Genomic DNA, 18,361 nt, shown 5'->3' with positions numbered 1-18,361 from the left:
CAGATCATCCGACCGTTTCCGCTGACCAGTTTGTCACCGGGATTCACAGGCCGCATTACCGCCGAAAGCTTGCTCGCTCTAGGTGCAGGCCCCAACGCCCGATACATGCTTTGCGGTCCCGCCGCGTTCCTCGCGGGTCTCCGGCGCGATCTGGAAACTGCTGGCATTCCCCCGGACAACATCCTTTTCGAAACATCTGGGCCTGAAAGTCGGATCGACGCGAGCAAGTAACGTCAATGATCTGTCTCTCGGAGACCAATGAAAAGGACAATCCCATCGCTTGGCCTGACAATTGCTGAGCATAGTGCCAGGATATCTGCATGCTTCGACAGGGTCTCAAGGCGACCCAGCTACAACTCCCAAGACCAGCGAGGCATGCCTAGAGGACCTTGGGGAGTATGCACGAACGCAAACGCGGAGATTGACTCTTGCAATGAGATCTGTCGAGCAGGAGGGTTCAGTTTTTTATCAGCCACATCCTGAACCGCCCCTGCCCTGTCACCTCGCGGATCAGACTGTTTGCATCCATCCACGCCAGATTGCGCTGAACGGCGGCGCGACTGGCACCCGTTACAGCTTCAGCCATTGGGGCAGAGACCAAGGGCCACTCCGCAAAGACTTTTCGCAGAGCGACCGGCGTGCGGCCGAACAAGTGCGCCATGACGTTTTCTGCCCGCCCGGTCCACGCTTCAATATCGTCAAGTGTTCGCATCGCCGTTAGAATTGCGCTGTTCATCCCATCCAACCAGCGTGCCAAGCGTTCGGCTGGCGAGCCCGAGACACGCAGCCCCCCTGCCCCGCCGCCCATGGCGAGCGGTGCGAAGATGGCACCGCTTCCCTCGCTGGCCGCGATCCTGGACGCGGTGACGGCGGCTTCTATCTGGTCGCCTTGCTGTCCGAGGCCCGCCGGGCTCCAGAGATGGAAGCCCATGCAAGCCCGCGTGATTGGGTGGAGATCGGCAGCGGCTGCCATTACGTCCAACCATCCACCCGCGCGATCTTCGAAACGCTCAGCGCCGTCTTCAATGTTCTCGGGATCGCGGCGATCCAGGAAGGCGGCCAAGTCAGCCTTCGGTCCAGGACCGCCTGTCAGGCGCCGAACAGCCCATCCAACTCTTGCCAGTGCATTTGGGTCATCCTGTGCACCCGAGAGCCGCATCGATACCCAGAGTGCCAGACGATCAGAACTCACTCGATCCCCTGCGAACCAGCTGAGGTCCGCTGCCTCGATAAGAGCGAGGCGATGCCGCCAGCCTTCTGGGCCGCGCAGCAGCCGGTCATCCAGAGCTCCCAGGCGTCCAGCCACTCTTGCCAGTCGCGCAGCTTGAACCCCCTCTGCCTTTGCCCAGTCATCGATGACAGCAGTGTCGGGCGGTTCCGCCCGTGGCCCGGGAGGCAAAACATCCGGTTCTTCTTCGAGTGGCCCAAGCAGGAACCAAAGATCGTCTTCGTGAGCCTCTTCATCCTCCTCGATGGTGATGAGGGGGTCGTCGTAATCATCCGTCAAAGTAGAGCCTTGCGTCTTCATATGTGCAAAATACTGATCTTTTGCACATTACCCAAGCGTTTTTGTGGCCGCTGCCTGCACCCTTTATATAGTACGCGCGCGCGACTGCTGGCGGAACCTCCCAGTTCGCGCTCTACTCAAGGAAACCAAGGGATTGTACCCCAGCTCGACGAGAGAACACTTACTTTAATTCGTTTACAAACGGTCGTTTTCTTATGACTTCCTGAATTGACATACGCAGACATCACGCCGAAACTACGGCCCGATCCGTCCCCCTTCCCTCTCCGGAGCCGCCCATGATCGTCGGATATGCCCGTGTCAGTACCGAAGACCAGACAAACGCCGCCCAGATCGACCAGCTCACCGCGGCCGGATGTGAGCGCATCTTCGAAGAGAAGATCTCCGGCGCCAAACGCCAGCGCCCGCGCCTTGACCGGATGCTGGCCGGGCTCTCCACCGGCGATCTCGTCATCGTCAGCAAGTTCGACCGCCTTGCACGTTCACTGATCGACTTGCTCAACATCGTAGACACGATCCGCGAGGCCGGCGCGGACTTCCGCTCGCTGGCGGAGGAGATCAACACCGCAACCCCCTCGGGCCGGCTCCAGTTTCACGTCTTCGGCGCGCTGGCGGAGTTCGAGCGGGAGCGGATTTCGGAGCGCACGAAGGAAGGCATCGCCGCCGCCAAACGCCGTGGCCGCCTGCCAGGCAATCCCGCCTTGCGCGCCCGTGACCCTGTCGCTATCGCCGAGCTTCAAACCCGTCGCGCGGAGGCCTATTTCGACGCCATCAACGCCAGCGCCCATCTCTGGCTTCCCATCGTCAAATCTTGCCGCCCCACCGAGAACGACAAACTCGCCGCCCTCCCTCTCCAACGCCCGACGCTACCCTGGAGCCAGGTCCTGCCGCGCATCAACTCCGCCTTCGCGGGGCAGGTGCCGCCCCTGCCCCGCTGGACCGAACGGCGCCTGCTGCGCGCTGTGCATCGTTTTGTGGAGGATGGGCTGTTGCACGCCGACACGCTCGCCAGTGCCCCGGCCCGGCCCGCCTCTGGCCTTGTCCGCACCGTCGCCGCGATGAAGCGCTCGAACCCTCGGATGCGCCTTTGCGATATCGCCAACGAGCTTGAAGCGCTCGGAATTGCAACCCCGCGCGGGCATTCGAAGTGGTCGACCGGGTCGGTTGGAAACCTTGTCAGGCGGGCTAAACGCGAGGGGTTGTTGAAGGGCTGACTGCGCCCCGGTCTTAACACCTTTGCCCGTCACTTCGGTTACCGGCCGGTAACGGTCTTGAGCCGCCGCAGTTACCGGCCGGTAACCGAAGGTTTGATCCGGCCGCTAATCATCCTCCCGCAACGCCGCCTCGAAGGCAGCGATCGCTTTCGTCAACCTTTCCTGTCCGATGGCAGAAAAGTCAAAGTCGGACCGGATTCTGCACTCGCCCTGCCGAGCCGTTACCTTCGACTCGCCGACATGGAATTCATACTTTCCACGCCGCACCGGCGTTGTTCGCCCCTTGCCTGGCTTTCGCTCCTTGCCCCCCGCGCTGACAAAACTGGACAGGATCCGAACAGCATCCTCGTCGCCACCTTGCTGAAGCGCCTTGCGAAGATCGCCAACCGAGCCCGGATTCGCTTTCATCAAACGCGCTACCTCTACACCGAGATCCCTGGAGATTCCCTTGGGGTCCGACAAAACGTCGCCCAAGGACTGCAAGAGATACACGAAGCTCCGAACATACGACCGCTTGGTCTTGTGAAACGACGTGAATAGCCGTGGCACAAGTTCTTCAGCATCACATTGATCGAGCTTCTCATCCTCGGCAGCCGCGATTGCCAACTGGGCCATTTCAGCAAAGGTGATGTCCTCGCGGATAATGTTTTCCTCGACCATATCGACATAGAGATCCAACCGCCCAACATCCGCAGCCGACACCCTTGCGAGGACTTGTCCAAAGCGATCATCTCCACGCTCCTGGCGCAGTTGACGAAGCGCTGTGAGGCGGCGCCAACCCTTCTTCAACTGGTAGCGACCATCACCATGCGGATAGACCTCTACGGGTTCCTTCTGCCCGCGGTCACCAATGGAGGCCTTGAGTTCTTCCATTTCGCTAGATCCAGCCACGGCATCGAGATTCATCCGATCCCTCGGAAGGTCGTCAGTATCGACCAAGTCTATGTCGATCATCTCGACCAAAAGCCCGCGATCCTTCGCCTCGCGATACATCTTCGCATCGGCAGCGTTCCGGCGCCTTTGCTCAACAAGCTGCTCCGTGCTTTCCTGAACGTTACTGGCGGTCTCCCTTACAGCGGCCCCCATCGGTCCGACGGTCCGTTTTCGTTGCGCTTCCGAAGGCGTCTCTGACAGCGGCTCGAATCCGAACTTGTTGCCCCTATTCACTGCCCGGCCTCCTTCTGACTATGGATCTCGCCCGCTGCACGCAGGAACGTTGCCTTGAACTCCTCATAAGCCCGGTCGAACGACTGTCGCGCCCGTTTCCAGGTATCTCGGGTCATCTGCCGGTAATCCTGCTCATAGACCGACATCTGAAACCTGCCGGACTGCTCCACGGCACGGGTCATCTCGATAGCATTCGCGCAAACATCCGAGCCGAATACGTTCTTGAACGCGTCCAGCATAGCTATGTGGAGCGGGTTCGACGGCTCGAACCGTGTCATCAACAGACGGATATCGAGAAACGTTTTCGGAAGCGAAATCCCAGCATCCGCGGCGACCCCCTTGAAACCCTCGGAGATATCTTCGATCGCATCGCCCAACTGACCGACAAAGCTCGTCGTGCTGTCGTATTCCCAATACCCCGGGCCAGACGGGATATAGAGGATATCGGCTGCAAAGGCCGCATTGAGCGACTGGTAGCCAATCGCCGGTGGGCAGTCGAACAGGATCAGGTCGTACTGATCGCGTGGCAGCTCATCCAGATACCGTGCGACACATCCAAAGAAGCTCCAGGCCTTGTGAAGCGAGCGATACTGAGCCGAGGCGAACTCGACGAAAGCAGCATTGGCACAACTCGGGATGATGTCGATCGTCGGCCAGGCAGTTTTCTGGATGAAATCCTGGACACGCTGCTCGCCGATTGCCCGGACATCGTCGGGCAGTTCGTCGCTGGAAGGGTAGGGGCAGTCCGTGGGATCGTCATAACCGGCCATGATCCGGTCGGCCTCACGGCAAAGATCCCTGCACATGATACCCCAAACGGTATCTGCCTCCTTGACCTCGACAAGGCCCATAGAATGGGTCAACGTCGCTTGCGGGTCGAAATCGATCACCAGTACCCGATACCCGTCCAGGGCAGCGGCGTTTGCCAGATGGTGCGCAACAACGCTCTTGCCGACCCCTCCCTTGAAATTCGACACCGCCACCCGAACGGCACGCCCTTTCGGCCGTTCAGGGAGCAATTTCTTGCCTCGAAACTTCAGGCGCCTGCGTAGCTCGTTTATTTCATCGAGCGAAAACCAGCGTTGCCGCCCATCCTCCTCAACCGAACCCTGTGGCAGAGACGGGTCTTCCGACAGCTTTTTTCGCAGGGTGTCCGCTGGAACTTCGAACATGAACTGACTGATTTCCCAGATCGAGAAGGGGCGAAGCTCCTTCACTTCGGACGGCGAGAAGGTCGCCTTGCGAACCGCGGCCTGCTGCGCCAGGCTACGTTCGTTCATAGATTGAAGATGGGTGTGATCTCGCATCTGCTCGCTCTTCTTTTTATCTCTCGGATCACCAATAACGCGATTTCAGAAACTCTGAAAACGGTTTTTCGGAGATCGCCTTTGAAGATCAAACGATTCATTTTATTTTTTCATTTATTTTAAATGCCTTATAAGCCCTTTATGCGCCAAAACGGTAGGCTTACGTCCAGAAGGATGCCTAAGTAAACGCTGCCACTCCGTCCAACATATAGTCCTAAAGAACGCCAATTGCCCCACGTGACCTCGAAGAGGTCGCGGAATTCCCTATGATTTGACAAACTACGGGAAAACCGCACACACTTGGACAGTTTCTGGAATCGCCAACGCATGGAATCGATACGTCGGCCAGCTCTGGGAGCCGCATCTCAACATACCGGGACTGGTGTGAAGGATGTGATGAACGAGGATGAGCAGCAACAAGGGAGGCACACAGGCCCCAAAAAGAAAGAGGCATCCAGATCGCTCCGGACGCCCCAATCTCTGATTTTGCACCCTGAGAATGGCACCCCGGACAATCGAAAGTCAAGAACACCGATTCGGTGAACGGTAGATTTGTGCCTCGCGACAGGGCCACGTGACACGAAAATGAAACAGATCACATCTCCCGCCATTGAGCGGGCCGGTCGGGTTGTGTCTGAAGCACCCCGCATCGGACTGGCGCGATTCGCCGCTCCGCATAAATGGCGTGACCTCAGCGATCCGTTGAAGATCTGTGCCAAACGGTTTAGGCTCAACAGCACCGATATCCATTTCCTCGAAACGCTCCTAAGCTTCGTTCCAGACGACCACCTGACGCTGGACCCGACAGGCCGGCTGATCGTCTTTGCCAGCAACGCGGCCATCGCGCGGCGCATGGGGCTTTCGGGCGACAGCACGGTCAACCGTTGCATTCGCCGCGCCGAGGATCGCGGCTTTGTTCAGCGCATCATGTCGCCCAATCGGAAACGCTACCGGCGGGTAGGGCAGGGGGGGCAGACCCTACACAGCTACGGCATCGACATCGGCCCGCTTGTCGCCGGTCATGAGCGCCTGCGGATGATCGCCGACGAGGTTCTGACCGAAGCCGCCGACATCGAGGCACTTCACTGTGACTGCGCCGACGAACTGGGTCGGTTGCGTCGCATCCTGGATAAGGCATCGACTGTCTCCGCTGCCATGCTGGAAACAATGAAGGATTTCACCAGACGTCTGCGCCGCGTGCCGGTGCTCGATCTGCTTTCCACACTTCTCGACGAGATCCGCGAGGCCATCGACCTGTGGAAAACTCCCGTGAAAGACACGAATGATCCAGCCAGATTGAGCGACGCTGTTGCTCATTCCGAGCGACGCAGAGAGCACAACCAAAACATTTCCATTGATGAGGCCCAGCCGAAAACCGAACTGACCGAAGCCGAAATTGCCAGAGCACTCCCGACACTGTCGGCAATACTGGCTGAGAAAAAGGGGGCAAGAGAGATCATGGGAGCTTTGAACGACACAGCAAAGCTCTTGCCAAACAGTGATCGGGCATGGAGCTATGCAGTCTCGACCCTTGGCCCGATGCAGGCTGCTGTTCTGCTTGGGTTTGTCATCGAACGTGGAGAGAAAATTGTGAACCATGGAGGCTATCTGCGTCGGCTTGTCGATCTATCGAAACATGAGCACCTGAGTCCGATCGAGTTGCTTCGGCGGAATCCCCATTTCAACGGATCAAGGCATCAAACCTCAGGTTTTCAATGAAGCGGGATGCGGAAGATCGACGATCTCACGGTTCGGACAGGTTCGCCTCCTCACGATTTGGTCCACACCTCCTGCCACGCCCGAAACTCCGACGGACGCAGCTGGTATCTGGCAAAGTTTCCTTCGTGGAGGCCAAGAAGCTCGTCCTCAACGATGGCTGCAAAGGCCGCGCGGTCGTCCGCCGGGATCAGTTCGGCCGAAAGTCGAGAGATCGCTGCCCCAACTTCCTGACGACCGGCCCCGCCACGAATAATTGTCGCGACAACATCCTTGAGTTCGGACCGGTACTTCAGGCGAAATGGATCGGGCTCTCCCAGAGATTGTCGTATTGCTGCGTATTGCGCAGCGGACCGTTCGTAGGCCCAAAGGAAGATGTCCTTCAGAAGTGCCGTTTCGTTTAGCTCATAGATCCCCAGGATCGCTTCCGTGTAGGCGCGTTGTGGCACGTCGGTAAAAGACAATGGGGCAAGGTTGTGCTGAATGAGGGGAATGTTTGCCGCCAGCCGCGAAACGCGTTTGTTCACATCATCGAACGGTTGCAGATAAGGAAGATGCACCATAACGAAGAAGGCCTGTTCGAAGGGGTTTTCGATCTCACCTGCCTTGGCCAGAAGCAGGTTGAAGCCTTCCTCAATTCGTTGCGGCATCTCAAGCGGGTGGAAGGCCGATTTCTCGATGCCTACGGCGATATAACGGAGCCGTCCGGACGCAGCCGGGTCCGCCAGGAGGTTGTTTGACAGCAGTGCGTGCAGATTGAGGAGGGTGTAACTGTTGAAGCCGACCTCTTCGACGGAACCCACCAAAAACTCGATGGCGTCCTTGTGATTGAGGATCATCTGCGCCTCGATGTGATCCCGGCCGTTGGCCTCCTGCCCGAACTCGATCAATCGTTTGGTGTCGAGGAGCGAATAGGTGTTGCCTTCCAGCCGGCTGGAGTTCCAGGCGAGATCAATGAGCAAGCGGTTGAGAATGTGCTTGGCAAAGGTACCCGCCGGTTGTGTGGCGGTCTGAGATTTGCCCAGTCGCTCCAGACGTTCACGGTCTTCCTCTTTCAGGTAGAATGTCGTATTTGGCTGATATTGCTCGAGAAAGCTCCAATTGTATCCGACGGGTTTTCGTGACAGGAGAGGCTGCCTTACATAGTCATTGATTGCCCTGGCCTTCTCTGAGAAGCCGATCAGCTCCGCATAGTCTGCAACCTCCGCAGCCGGTATAGTTGAGCTTGGCGCATCTGCCGGGGCGGACCGATACTTTGCCCATCGTCCGCTTCCTTCTCTGTTCAATAGGCCAGCGTCGACGAGCAGTTTCAGCCGGTACTGGAGAGTTCGACGAGGGATTTCGTCGGTCAGGCTTTTTTCGATTTCGGGTACTGCGACACCGTCAGGACGCGCCGCTACGATTTCCAACAGTTCATCGAGATCGTCTTGAGGAGTTTTCCGGACCATTGATGTCTTTCTTGCGCGTAAGTTGTAGGCGCAATTATGGTGCTAAAGGCGCGAACTTCAAGGAGTAGGCGCAACTTCGATGGATAGGCGCAAGTTATATTGCGCGTAACATCTCGTGTTCTGTAGTCCAAAAGGCAGGCAGCGCGTGCGGAAGTATCTTCGCCATAGGATCACCGTGACACGTGCAGGAGTTCTTGCGGTTGTGGAAGGCTCCGGTCCAAGCGCAGCGACGTTTTTTAGAAGCCGACCAAGTCAATCTTCGTGTCTGACGTCAGCACCTTTGGGACAGATTTGAGGATTTGAGCAACGGAGGATTTCTGGTTCATCGTAACCTTCATGGAGTGAAGATGGACAAGAAATCCGGAACGTCGAAGGACGCAGCGGACAAGCTGGTCAAGAACATCCGCCGCAAGACCCGTCAGACCTATTCGGCTGAGGAGAAGATCCGCATTGTTTTGGCGGGCCTTCGTGGCGAGGAGAGCATCTCGGCGCTGTGTCGCCGTGAGGGGATCTCTGAGAGCCTGTATTACAACTGGTCAAAGGAGTTCCTTGAAGCTGGAAAACGCCGGTTGTCGGGCGATACGGCGCGTCAGGCCACTTCACCGGAAGTGAAGGATTTGCGGTCTGAGGCCATGGCCCTGAAGGAATGCGTGGCAGACCTGACCCTTGAGAATCGATTGCTCAAAAAAAGCATGACAGGGGCTGGGGAGTTCGAGGAATGAGATACGCTGCTTCCGAAAAGCTGGAAATCATCCGAACCGTTGAGGGCTCACATCTGCCCACAAAGCAGACCTTGGACATGCTGGGCGTTCCGCGCACCACATTCTACCGCTGGTATGATCGTTATGTCGAAGGTGGCTTTGATGCCCTTGCAGATATCTCACCCCGGCCAAAGTCCGTCTGGAACCGAATTCCACAGGCCAGGCGAGATGATCTGATCGAGTTTGCGCTGGAACATGAAGCGCTCACGACACGGGAGTTGGCGGTCAAATACACCGACGAGAAGCGGTATTTTATATCCGAATCATCAGCTTATAGGTTCCTGAAGGAGGCCGATCTGATCACAGCCCCCGACTATGTCGTTATCAAAGCCGCCGATGAGTTCACAGACAAGACCACCGCGATCAACGAGATGTGGCAGACGGACTTCACCTACTTCAAGGTCATCGGCTGGGGCTGGTTCTACCTCAGCACGATCCTCGACGACTACAGCCGCTACATCATCGCCTGGAAGCTCTGCACGACCATGCGGGCCGAGGACGTGACAGCCACCATCGAGATGGCTCTCACGGCGTCTGGCTGCGACCAGGCTGTCGTTCGACACATGCCGCGCCTGCTCAGCGACAATGGATCCTGCTACATCTCTGGCGATCTGGCCGAATGGCTGGGGGATCAAAAGATGGATCACGTTCGCGGCGCGCCGTTCCATCCACAAACCCAAGGCAAGATCGAGCGCTGGCATCAGACGATGAAAAACCGGGTCCTGCTGGAGAACTACTATCTTCCCGGCGATCTCGAACGCCAGATCGGCACCTTCGTCGACTACTACAACAACCAGCGCTACCACGAGGGCTTGAGCAACATCACACCCGCCGACGTCTACTTCGGAAGGGACAAAGCCATCCTCAGAGAAAGGGACAAGATCAAGAAACTGACAATCCGCCACCGCCGCTTGCAACATCAAAAACAAGCCGCATAATCAATCACGCAAACGAGCCAGAGCCTCCAATGCTCAGACCGCGTTGATGTTCCATTTTATGTGACGACGGACACAATCTTCGATGACATCAAGGTCCTCGTCTCCGGTGTTCGGACCCTTCTTCTGCGCGCGTTTGGAGCGTTTGGGTCCCTTGGGAACGTATTTGTCGGTGAGAGCACGCTCGACGAGCCATGTTTGCGGATGGCCGGGAAAGCCATCACCAAAACGCCGAATAAGTTCGATGTAGCGGAGACCGAGAACGGAGAGTTTGCACAACTCCTTTGTGGACCCGAGTTCCCGCACCACCAGCCCCCCGCCCCTGGGAACAAGCTCCAGATCCAATTCCTCCAGGGATTCGGAGAGGTCGTCCCAGGTGCTTGCCCTGGACACGGCGTCGTGCAGGATTTCTTTCAGGGCATCCAACAGGGGTAAAGAGGCGCTTTGTGGGGCGGGCGCGTCGACGGTTGTGCTTTTCGGAGCAGGTCCTTCGTTTTCGTCGGCAGTGGTCGTGGGGGGCCGCTCTGCCGTGATTTCAGCCGCCGCTTGATCGGTATGCTCTTGAGCTCTCAAAGGAGATCCTTGCGGTTGAAACCGGATCTCGGGCAGGATCGTCTCCCAGGCATCGCGTTTCAGATACTTGATGAACTCTTCCTTGTTGTCGACCTTTCGCCAGTTGACGATTGCTCCGACCTGCCCGGATGCGACGACGAACCCAGATGGCGGGGTCCATGACCTTGCCATGCGCCCCAGCTGCCGTCTGGCCGCGTCAAGCAGCACCCAGTAGGGTTCGCGGAATTCAAGGGAGATTGCATCCCCGACCCTGGCATCGCGGATGGCGGCATGGGCCTCGTGATCCCGAGGAAGGCGGCCGGCGAAGGAGAGGTCGACGACATCCATCGCCGGCATCTGGTATTGGGCGCGAGACGTGGTGTCTGGTGAAAGGATGGGCCGAACGGGGCGATGCAGGACGGAGCCGGGTTTCAACAGCGGATGGGCGCCGCTGGTCAGCACCGTGAGGCTCTGTCGGGCGCGGATCATGGCGACGTAGAAGAGGCGTCGCGGCGCCTCGCGGTCCTCGTTTCGACCTGGGCTGTCCCAGCCACCGTTCAGGATCGCGACGTGGTCGAACTCGAGTCCCTTGGCGCGATGCGCTGTGAGCAGCAGCAAGCCGCGCTGTTCGCCCAGCGTGTCGCGCGACCATTCGGCGAACCACTCCACGAGGTCGGGCACCGGCATGGTGCCGGATTTCAGCTCGCGGGCCAGCTCGGCTACGCCCTCGGCCAGTAGGTCGATCCACCGGTTGCGCGGCTGCCTGTTGAGGATCGCCAGGATGCCCTGAATGCCCAACAGGTCGCCCTGTTGCGCGCGCAGATCCGCCACGAGCCGCTGCGTTTCCCGAAGGCGCCAGATGTTGGGCAGGTCCTCATTGGCCATCTCGACCTTGAGGCCCTGTCTCTCGGCATAGGCGCGTACCGCGCCCAGCCGCTTCCAGTCCCGCGAGATCACCGCTGTGCGCGCCCAGTTCCACTCCGGATCGAGCCGTGACAGGCGCATGAGTTCATCCACGGCAACAACCGCCTGTGTCCTGTCCCCTGCTGGCACATCCAACAGCTGGACCCGCCCCTGTGCGACGGTGTCGGCGGCTTGCAGCCTGCCGCCCGGCGGGTGAGATGCCCGGTCCGCATTGATCGTGATCTCGTGGTCGAGCTTCATGCGATCCGGCGCGCCCGAGATCACCGCATTCGCGGCGGCGATAATATGGGCGGTAGAGCGGTAATTCTCGATCAGGAAGGAGGGGCGGGCACGGTAATCCTCCTCGAAGCGGCGGATATATTCCACCGAGGCGCCGTCGAATGCATAGATGTTCTGGTCGTCATCGCCCACGGCGAAGAGGCTGAGTTTCAAATCAGCATCCTCGAGCGAGCGGCCCGCGACGGCCGAGATCAGCGCATAGACTTCCGGGCCGACGTCCTGGTACTCGTCCACAAGAATCCAGCGATACCCCTGGATCAGGCTCTCGCGATGCGCCTCGGCCTCGGATTTTGTCAGCCCTTCCGGAGTCAGCAGGCGGACCGCCTCCGCGATGACTGTGTCGAAATCGGCCGCATCGGCATGGATGCCGGAGAAGCTCGCGCCGACGAGCTTCATGGCCAGTGCGTGGCAAGTGGAGATCGTCACGCCGAAGGCATCGTCGCCCACCAGCGCCCGCAGGCGCACGCGGATCTCGGCAGCGGCGTGACGGTTATAGGCCAGCACAAGAATGCCGCGCGGATCCTCCCGTTTCATCCGTAGCAGGTAAGCGATACGGTGCACGAGCACACGGGTCTTGCCCGAGCCGGGGCCGGCCAGCACCAGCACGTTGGTGCGGTCGCGGTCGTCGGTGACGATCTCCTGCTGGACCCGGTTGCCGAGTCCTTCCACGATGGCGTTCCACGAGGTGCCGGTTGTCTGGCGCCTGATCTCCTGGCCCTTGCCGGGCATCCAACGCTTCATGAACTGGTCACGATTGAGCAGGAAGTAATCCTCCGACAGCCGGGCTGCATTCTCCATCACCTCCAGCCCGGTCTCGGCATAGGTGGCCATCACATGGGTTTGCAGCGTCTGCTCTTCTTAATGCTCCTGCAGCGGCGTGAAATCGGCCTGGGTGAACTGCCCGCCCTTCGGGTCGAGATAGATCGTCATGGCGGGGCGGAACACTGTCAGCCCCTTGCCGAGCGTCACGACGCCCTGTTCGTGCAGCCAGAGCAAGGCACGCTCCAGCAAGCGGGTCATGTCGCGCAAGCCACTGGTCTTCAGCACCGTGTCCTGCGTGAGTTGGGCCAGCAGGTTACCCACGGTGGTCTCGACCTGCAGATCCTTGCCGCGGGCGCCCTTGTCCAGCAGGCTCAGGAGGTAGGCCAACAGGATTCCGGCGGCCTGCCAACGGACTTCTGCGGTTTGGGAGATCGACCTCCAGCGGCGTTCCAGAGTGACCAGCAAGGTGTTCCGGCTGAGTTTGCGCAACCGGATATTGCCCTTACCGCCATCCTGCCCGCGCCCGTCCCGGGCGATGCCGCGCACCAGCCGGTCGACAATGTCGGGGCGGGCGTCCGTATGGCCGCGGTCCTTGAGGTGCTGGCAGGTTTCGGCGAGGTGCAGGGGGGAGGGGGCCGTGCCGTCCGCATCGGGCGCCAACTCCTGCATCAGCCCGATCAGTTCGGTTTCGAGTTCCCGGGCCTGTTGCAGCCGCACCGTGGACGAGTTGACGATGCCGGAATGGACAAACACCGTCACGGCCACGTCGTTGCGGGCGATGCCGAGGGTCTCGAGATCGGCCATCGCCCGGGTCAGTTCCGCCGGGTGGAGCCCGCTTGCGCCGCAGAGCACGTCGGTGGAGACGCCCTCATCAGGCGGGGCGGCGATCAGGTGTTCGACGATTGCCAGCAGCGCCTTGCGGTGGGCGTTGGTGATCTCCTCCAGGGACAGCCGCTTGCGGGCCTCATCCAGATTGCGCACCTGCAGCGAGGACGGGAAGATCCGCACCCGGTTCTCCTCGCGCGAGACAAGCCCGGGCTCCTCCAGCCAGGACACGGCCGTCTTGACCCGCGTGTCGTCGGTGGCGCTGTCCCGTTCGAATTCCCGATCCATTTCGGACCGGACGATCTCGCCGGCGGTCGCGACGATCTTGCCTGACTTACGGGTCTTTTCGTCGATCCGCCTGAGGGCCTTGAGGATGGCGCCGATCTCGTGCCGGGCAAGGCGGGAGCTTGCCGTCAGACGGAACTGCCGCTCCACGTCATCGGCGGCAAACAGGAGCACGCAATCGGCGTCCTGCCGGTCTCGCCCCGCGCGGCCGGCTTCTTGCAGGTAATTCTCCAGCGAGCCGGGGATGTCGGCATGGACGACCAGCCGGATGTCGGGCTTGTCGATCCCCATTCCGAAGGCATTGGTGGCTGCGATCACCCGCAATTTGCCCACCCGGAAGCGCTCTTGCACGTCCTGTTTGTCATCGGGGCTCATACCTGCGTGGAAATGTTCCGCGTCGATATGCTGGGATTTGAGGAAATCCGCGACCCGTTCGGTATCTTTCCGGGAGGCGCAATAGACGACCGCGCGCGACCGCCCTTCGGAAGGCAGCAGTTCCTCGATCACGTCCAGAACGTCGCCCAGCTTGCTGGTCTTGGTGGTCGGTCGGACGTCGAAGGTGAGGTTCGTCCGCGAGGCGCCGCCGTCCAGGGCCAGCAGTTCGATATTCGCTCGTTCCTTGAAATGCTCCCGGATCTCGGCCACCACCTCCGGCTTGGCGGTTGCGGTCAGGCAGATGATCGGCGCTGGTGGCTGGTCGCCGGAGAACTCGTGGATGAACCGGCCGAGATAGCGGTAATCCGGCCGAAAATCATGACCCCATTTGGACACGCAATGGGCCTCGTCGATGGCCCAGAGCCCGACCTCGCGTTGCGCCAGCACCGAGCGGATGGAGGTGCTGCGGAGTTGTTCGGGCGAGATGATGAGGATGCCGGCATCGCCCATGCGCACCTTGTCGAGCGCGTCTTGACGCTCGGGCATCGACAGCATGCCGTTGATGGTGACCGCGCAGGAGATGCCGGCGCGTTCCATGCCCTGTACCTGGTCCGCCATGAGGGCGACGAGGGGTGAGATGACCACCGTCAGCGCGCCGATCTTGTCGAAACGGGAGAGGGCGGGGATCTGGTAGCACACGGATTTGCCGGTGCCGGTGGGTAGGATGCCGAGCAGGCTGTTGCCAGACATCGCTTCATCGACGATGCGCTCCTGCAAAGGGCGGCCATCCGGATCCACGGGTTGCGGGCGGAAGCTCTTGAACCCGAACCAGCGGTCGAGGGCGCGCACGGGATCGTTATGCTCGGTGCACCAAGGGCAATCGGGGGATTTGCAGGAGGTGTCGCGCAGGTGGCGGACGATCAGCGAGGCCTCGCGGAATTGAGCCCGGACCCAGGGCGGCATAACCGAGTCGCCGCCCGCCACGGTGATCCAGGACAGCGCATAGGCCATTGGCCAGCCGTTCTGCGGCCGGCTGAGCCGGTCCAGCACCTGCTCGATCCGCTGGTTGCAGGCACGTCCCTGCAACATCCGGCGGATCGCCTCCATGGCCACATCCCGGGGTGGGCAATCGGCCCCGCGCAAGTAACGAAACACTGCGTCGAACCCGTCCGCGCGGTCCATGCGTGTGGTCAGGAAGTGATAGGCGGTCAGGGCATCGGGTGCATGAGTTCCGAGATCGCGGAAAGCATCGAGCTGGTTGGCCAGCACCTCGAACACCAGCCGCGCGTCCTGTTCGGGGTCGTTCACATGGCCGGTGGCAAGCCGACCATCGTGGTAGTGCTTGACGAGGTGGTGGTAAGGGTTGCGCGGGAAGGCCAGCGGATTGAGCCAGAGCGTGTCGATGGGCGCCTGCATGGCATCGGCCAGCCGCGGGCGTGTCGCCACCAGATGCTCCATGTCGTGCTGCAGGAAGTTGTGGCCAATCGGATGCGCCACATTCGCAATGGCCTCTTCCAGCCGGTTCAGATCCCGTTCCAGCAGGCCGGTTCGGGACGTGAAAGCCGACCTGTCGCCATGCTGTACGGCAGAGAAGGCAAAAATCCGGGCAGTCGTGGGATCGACCTCAAGGTCGATGGACAGGCAACGGGAGAGGAACTCCTTGTATCGGTCTTCCATTCTTAGTGGGACACTCGGTCAAGCGTTTTCAGCACAGGATACTTTTTTGTCGCGAAAGACAAGCTGATCTGGGCTTGAGGGAAATGCACTGAGCGTCTCCTGGATCGTCCCGTCCCTCTCTACACCTGTCATCCTCTACTCACTTCGGAAGCAGCATCTTTTTATCCGGGGACTCACCCCTGGAACCGGTCAACTCGTCATTCACCAAGGAGGTTCCACGACGGCCTGTAATTGCGCAGTTCGGCAGCATGCTCGCACTAGGTGTGGACCGTTGAAGAGGGGTACCCCCCTTTTTCCTGTTTCAAGAAAACGGGGGGGTAGGGGGTCTGAGCCCGCTCGGAAGATGGGCTCGGTGCCAGAACACCCGTCTCAATTGAGTGATTTTGGGATTTCGCAATCAACGATTGATAAGATTATGAAAACATTAAAATATTCGTGTTGTTCCGCATTTGTTTCTTGCTCTTTGCAACCCTGCGGACTACGTATTCCGCATAACGCTCAGTGAGCACCCGACGAGGTTGTCCAGGTCGTGCAGCACTCGTCGGAGACAAAAACAATGAAGGCAGTTTCATGGGCTTGCAGTACCCAGAACATACCAATCGACGAGTTTTTGTTGAGGCAGTGTCGCCTCGCCAAACACGTGCGCGCTATCGTCAGACGATAGCTGCGGTCGGCCAGAAAGTGGTCGAGTCTTGGCGGCTTTGGTAAGCACTGATCACACTCAGAACTATTCTCCCTTTGACGCAGAAACTCTCTCCGCCCATTTCGAGGCGTCGGAGGTCGGCCGCACCGGATCCTGGTCTCCTCAACCGTCAAATGTGGGGACTTGGGAAGAGAGGTTCATCCCTCGCGTTCCAGAGCGCCCATGGAACTTCAAATACCAAGACCATCTTCCGGGGCGAACGACCTATCTGAGGGAAAGCCTGCTTCCGCAATGGGGCTACTGGGGCAGGGTGGATTGGGCAGGTAACATCATCTGGCAGGTTCAGGGTCCGCATATTTCTTTGGTCCAAGCTCCTTATCTCCAGATGAACCGGAAGGGTTTCATTGATCAGATCGAAATCGACATCGACTCCAATTTCGACCTGGCTCTTCTCGAACAATCTGGCCTACCCCAGCCAAGATACCTTGCCTGTCGTCGCAGAAGGCAGGGGGATCCAGACACGTACTGCCGTCGGCCGCATGCGGTATGGTGGTTGCGCGTTCCGGTTCGGAAGGCAGACCCGGACAATCCGAGGGAAGGCGACGAGCGACGCAAAAGTACAGAGCACTGGGCCGAAGCGATCCGCCAGACGCTCATTCGCCGCCTGCGGGATCTTGGCCTCAAGGTCGACCCCAAGCGTCCGGGCCTTGGAAAGAACCCCCATCACGAGCACTGGCATTGTGTCTCAGTCGACCATCGTGACTGGTCACTTGCAGAACTGACCAACGCTCTGGGTGGTCGAGGTCAACTTCTGAAGAAGTGCCAGTGGACATCAAGGGAAATAGAGTTCGAAGAACGTGTTCGCCGGATCCTCGGGAAGCAGCCGCTGACACGATCAACTGCGGATCCGGGGGTTCTTGTCGCTGTCGTTGTTGAGAGAACTGAGGCGAGGGACGCCACCCGGCGCTACCTCGCGGGGCAGGGGAGAGACAATCGGTACTTCGACGCGGTGAACGCATCGCAAGGCCGAAACTGTTTTGTCTTCGAGGCCATACGGGGGGCGGTCTACATGGCCAAGAACAGCCACGGATCCAGCGAAGCGCTTGTCGACTTTGCTCATGAGGAGGCTCGCAGGGTCAACGAGTGTCTTTCCCGTCCACTCGGCCCGCGGGAGCTGTTTGGAATTGCGAAGTCCGTCGCAAACTGGACCTGGGAGCACTTTGCCACGGGCGAGTCTTCGCAGGACGAAGCAACCGCGTCCTGCAATCGTGGTGTCTGCTGGCGTCTCGGATTGATTTCGTCAAAGACGGAAGGTCGTGTCATCGCTGGGCGCTATGCTGCAGCAAAACGCGCTCAGCAGGGCTACGAGATGGTTAAAGCAGCGAAGGAGCGTTGGCTTGCGGCGGGACGTAGCCTCAATGCTTCGGCTATCGCCCGGGAGCTTGGAGTAAATCGCAAGACTGTCAGCAAGTATCTTCGACTTGATACTGCTCCCGCGATGCCGGAGCCGGCCAACCTGAACCAGGCGCCCACTCTGGACGAGTTCGTCGGCGAAAAACTGTCCAAGACGGTGCCAATCAGGAAAGAGGGCGGCATTGGTCGGCCAAAGAGGCAGATCCAGGGATGGTATGACCCGAGCATTCCGGACGATTTCGAGGTCATTGATCGGTTCGATGCCGTAGAGATCCGCAAACCGGCGATGACAACTCTCGACACAGGCCATTTGAAGCTTCGGGCGGACAATGAGAACCGATCTTCGCATCTGGTTGGACCGAAAAGTTCGCCCAACGGTATTGTCCTACAGCTTTGGCAACACAGGCGATTGGCTCCGAGGTTGCCGGACTTGAAGAAAACGGCGTAGTCGTTCTCCCGCCTCATAGGGGGACCCAGGCCTCGCTCCGGTCATCCCAGGAACTTCTGTGAATCCCGGTGACAAACTGGTCAGCGGAAACGGTCGGATGATCTG

8 protein-coding genes and 2 pseudogenes are annotated in these 18,361 nt (G+C 59.5%); 5 read left to right on the top strand and 5 right to left on the bottom strand.

Features of this window, described 5'->3' with window-relative positions:
• Window positions 1-231, top strand: a pseudogene (locus AX756_RS26520) (hypothetical protein); the annotation flags it as partial.
• A gap of 226 nt (window positions 232-457) precedes the next feature.
• On the opposite strand, the gene AX756_RS23030 reads toward AX756_RS26520, so the two are convergent.
• Window positions 458-1,528: a hypothetical protein gene (locus AX756_RS23030; RefSeq protein WP_068317760.1), complete on the bottom strand. Its 1,071-nt coding sequence runs from the start codon at window positions 1,526-1,528 to the stop codon at window positions 458-460.
• Window positions 1,529-1,803: 275 nt separating this feature from the next.
• Between AX756_RS23030 and AX756_RS23025 the strand changes: the two genes are divergently transcribed.
• A complete protein-coding gene (locus AX756_RS23025) occupies window positions 1,804-2,739 on the top strand; it encodes a recombinase family protein (RefSeq protein WP_068317757.1) in 936 nt (311 codons plus the stop codon).
• A gap of 105 nt (window positions 2,740-2,844) precedes the next feature.
• Here AX756_RS23025 and AX756_RS23020 read toward each other — a convergent pair whose 3' ends face one another.
• Both AX756_RS23020 and AX756_RS23015 read right to left on the bottom strand, forming a co-directional pair.
• Window positions 2,845-3,732: a ParB/RepB/Spo0J family partition protein gene (locus AX756_RS23020; protein WP_231701160.1), complete on the bottom strand. Its 888-nt coding sequence runs from the start codon at window positions 3,730-3,732 to the stop codon at window positions 2,845-2,847.
• Between the two features lie 170 nt (window positions 3,733-3,902).
• A complete protein-coding gene (locus tag AX756_RS23015; RefSeq protein WP_068317753.1) occupies window positions 3,903-5,213 on the bottom strand; it encodes an AAA family ATPase in 1,311 nt (436 codons plus the stop codon).
• A 585-nt stretch (window positions 5,214-5,798) separates the two neighbouring features.
• Between AX756_RS23015 and repC the strand changes: the two genes are divergently transcribed.
• Window positions 5,799-6,932 (top strand): replication initiation protein RepC, encoded by a 1,134-nt coding sequence (repC, locus tag AX756_RS23010; RefSeq protein ID WP_068317752.1) that lies wholly within the window; start codon window positions 5,799-5,801, stop codon window positions 6,930-6,932.
• Between the two features lie 50 nt (window positions 6,933-6,982).
• On the opposite strand, the gene AX756_RS23005 is transcribed toward repC, so the two are convergent.
• On the bottom strand, window positions 6,983-8,377 hold the full coding sequence (locus tag AX756_RS23005) for a Fic family protein (RefSeq protein ID WP_068317750.1): 1,395 nt from the start codon (window positions 8,375-8,377) through the stop codon (window positions 6,983-6,985).
• 347 nt (window positions 8,378-8,724) lie between these two features.
• Between AX756_RS23005 and AX756_RS22995 the strand changes: the two genes are divergently transcribed.
• Window positions 8,725-10,076 (top strand): IS3 family transposase gene (locus tag AX756_RS22995; RefSeq protein WP_156461644.1). Its coding sequence is split into 2 segments (ribosomal slippage): window positions 8,725-9,061 and window positions 9,061-10,076, totalling 1,353 coding nucleotides; the frame shifts between segments, so codons are not numbered across the junction.
• A gap of 33 nt (window positions 10,077-10,109) precedes the next feature.
• Here the strand turns inward: AX756_RS22995 and AX756_RS22990 are convergent.
• Window positions 10,110-15,752, bottom strand: a pseudogene (locus AX756_RS22990) (RecQ family ATP-dependent DNA helicase).
• A gap of 692 nt (window positions 15,753-16,444) precedes the next feature.
• Between AX756_RS22990 and AX756_RS22985 the strand changes: the two are divergent.
• A complete protein-coding gene (locus AX756_RS22985) occupies window positions 16,445-18,256 on the top strand; it encodes a replication initiation protein (protein WP_156461643.1) in 1,812 nt (603 codons plus the stop codon).
• Window positions 18,257-18,361: the final 105 nt, after the last annotated feature.

Origin of the sequence: Aliiruegeria sabulilitoris (assembly GCF_001558155.1) — a bacterium.
GTDB lineage: Bacteria > Pseudomonadota > Alphaproteobacteria > Rhodobacterales > Rhodobacteraceae > Tropicimonas > Tropicimonas sabulilitoris.
Note: the sequence above shows the minus strand (reverse complement) of the source record. Positions and strands in the feature narration are given on the sequence as shown.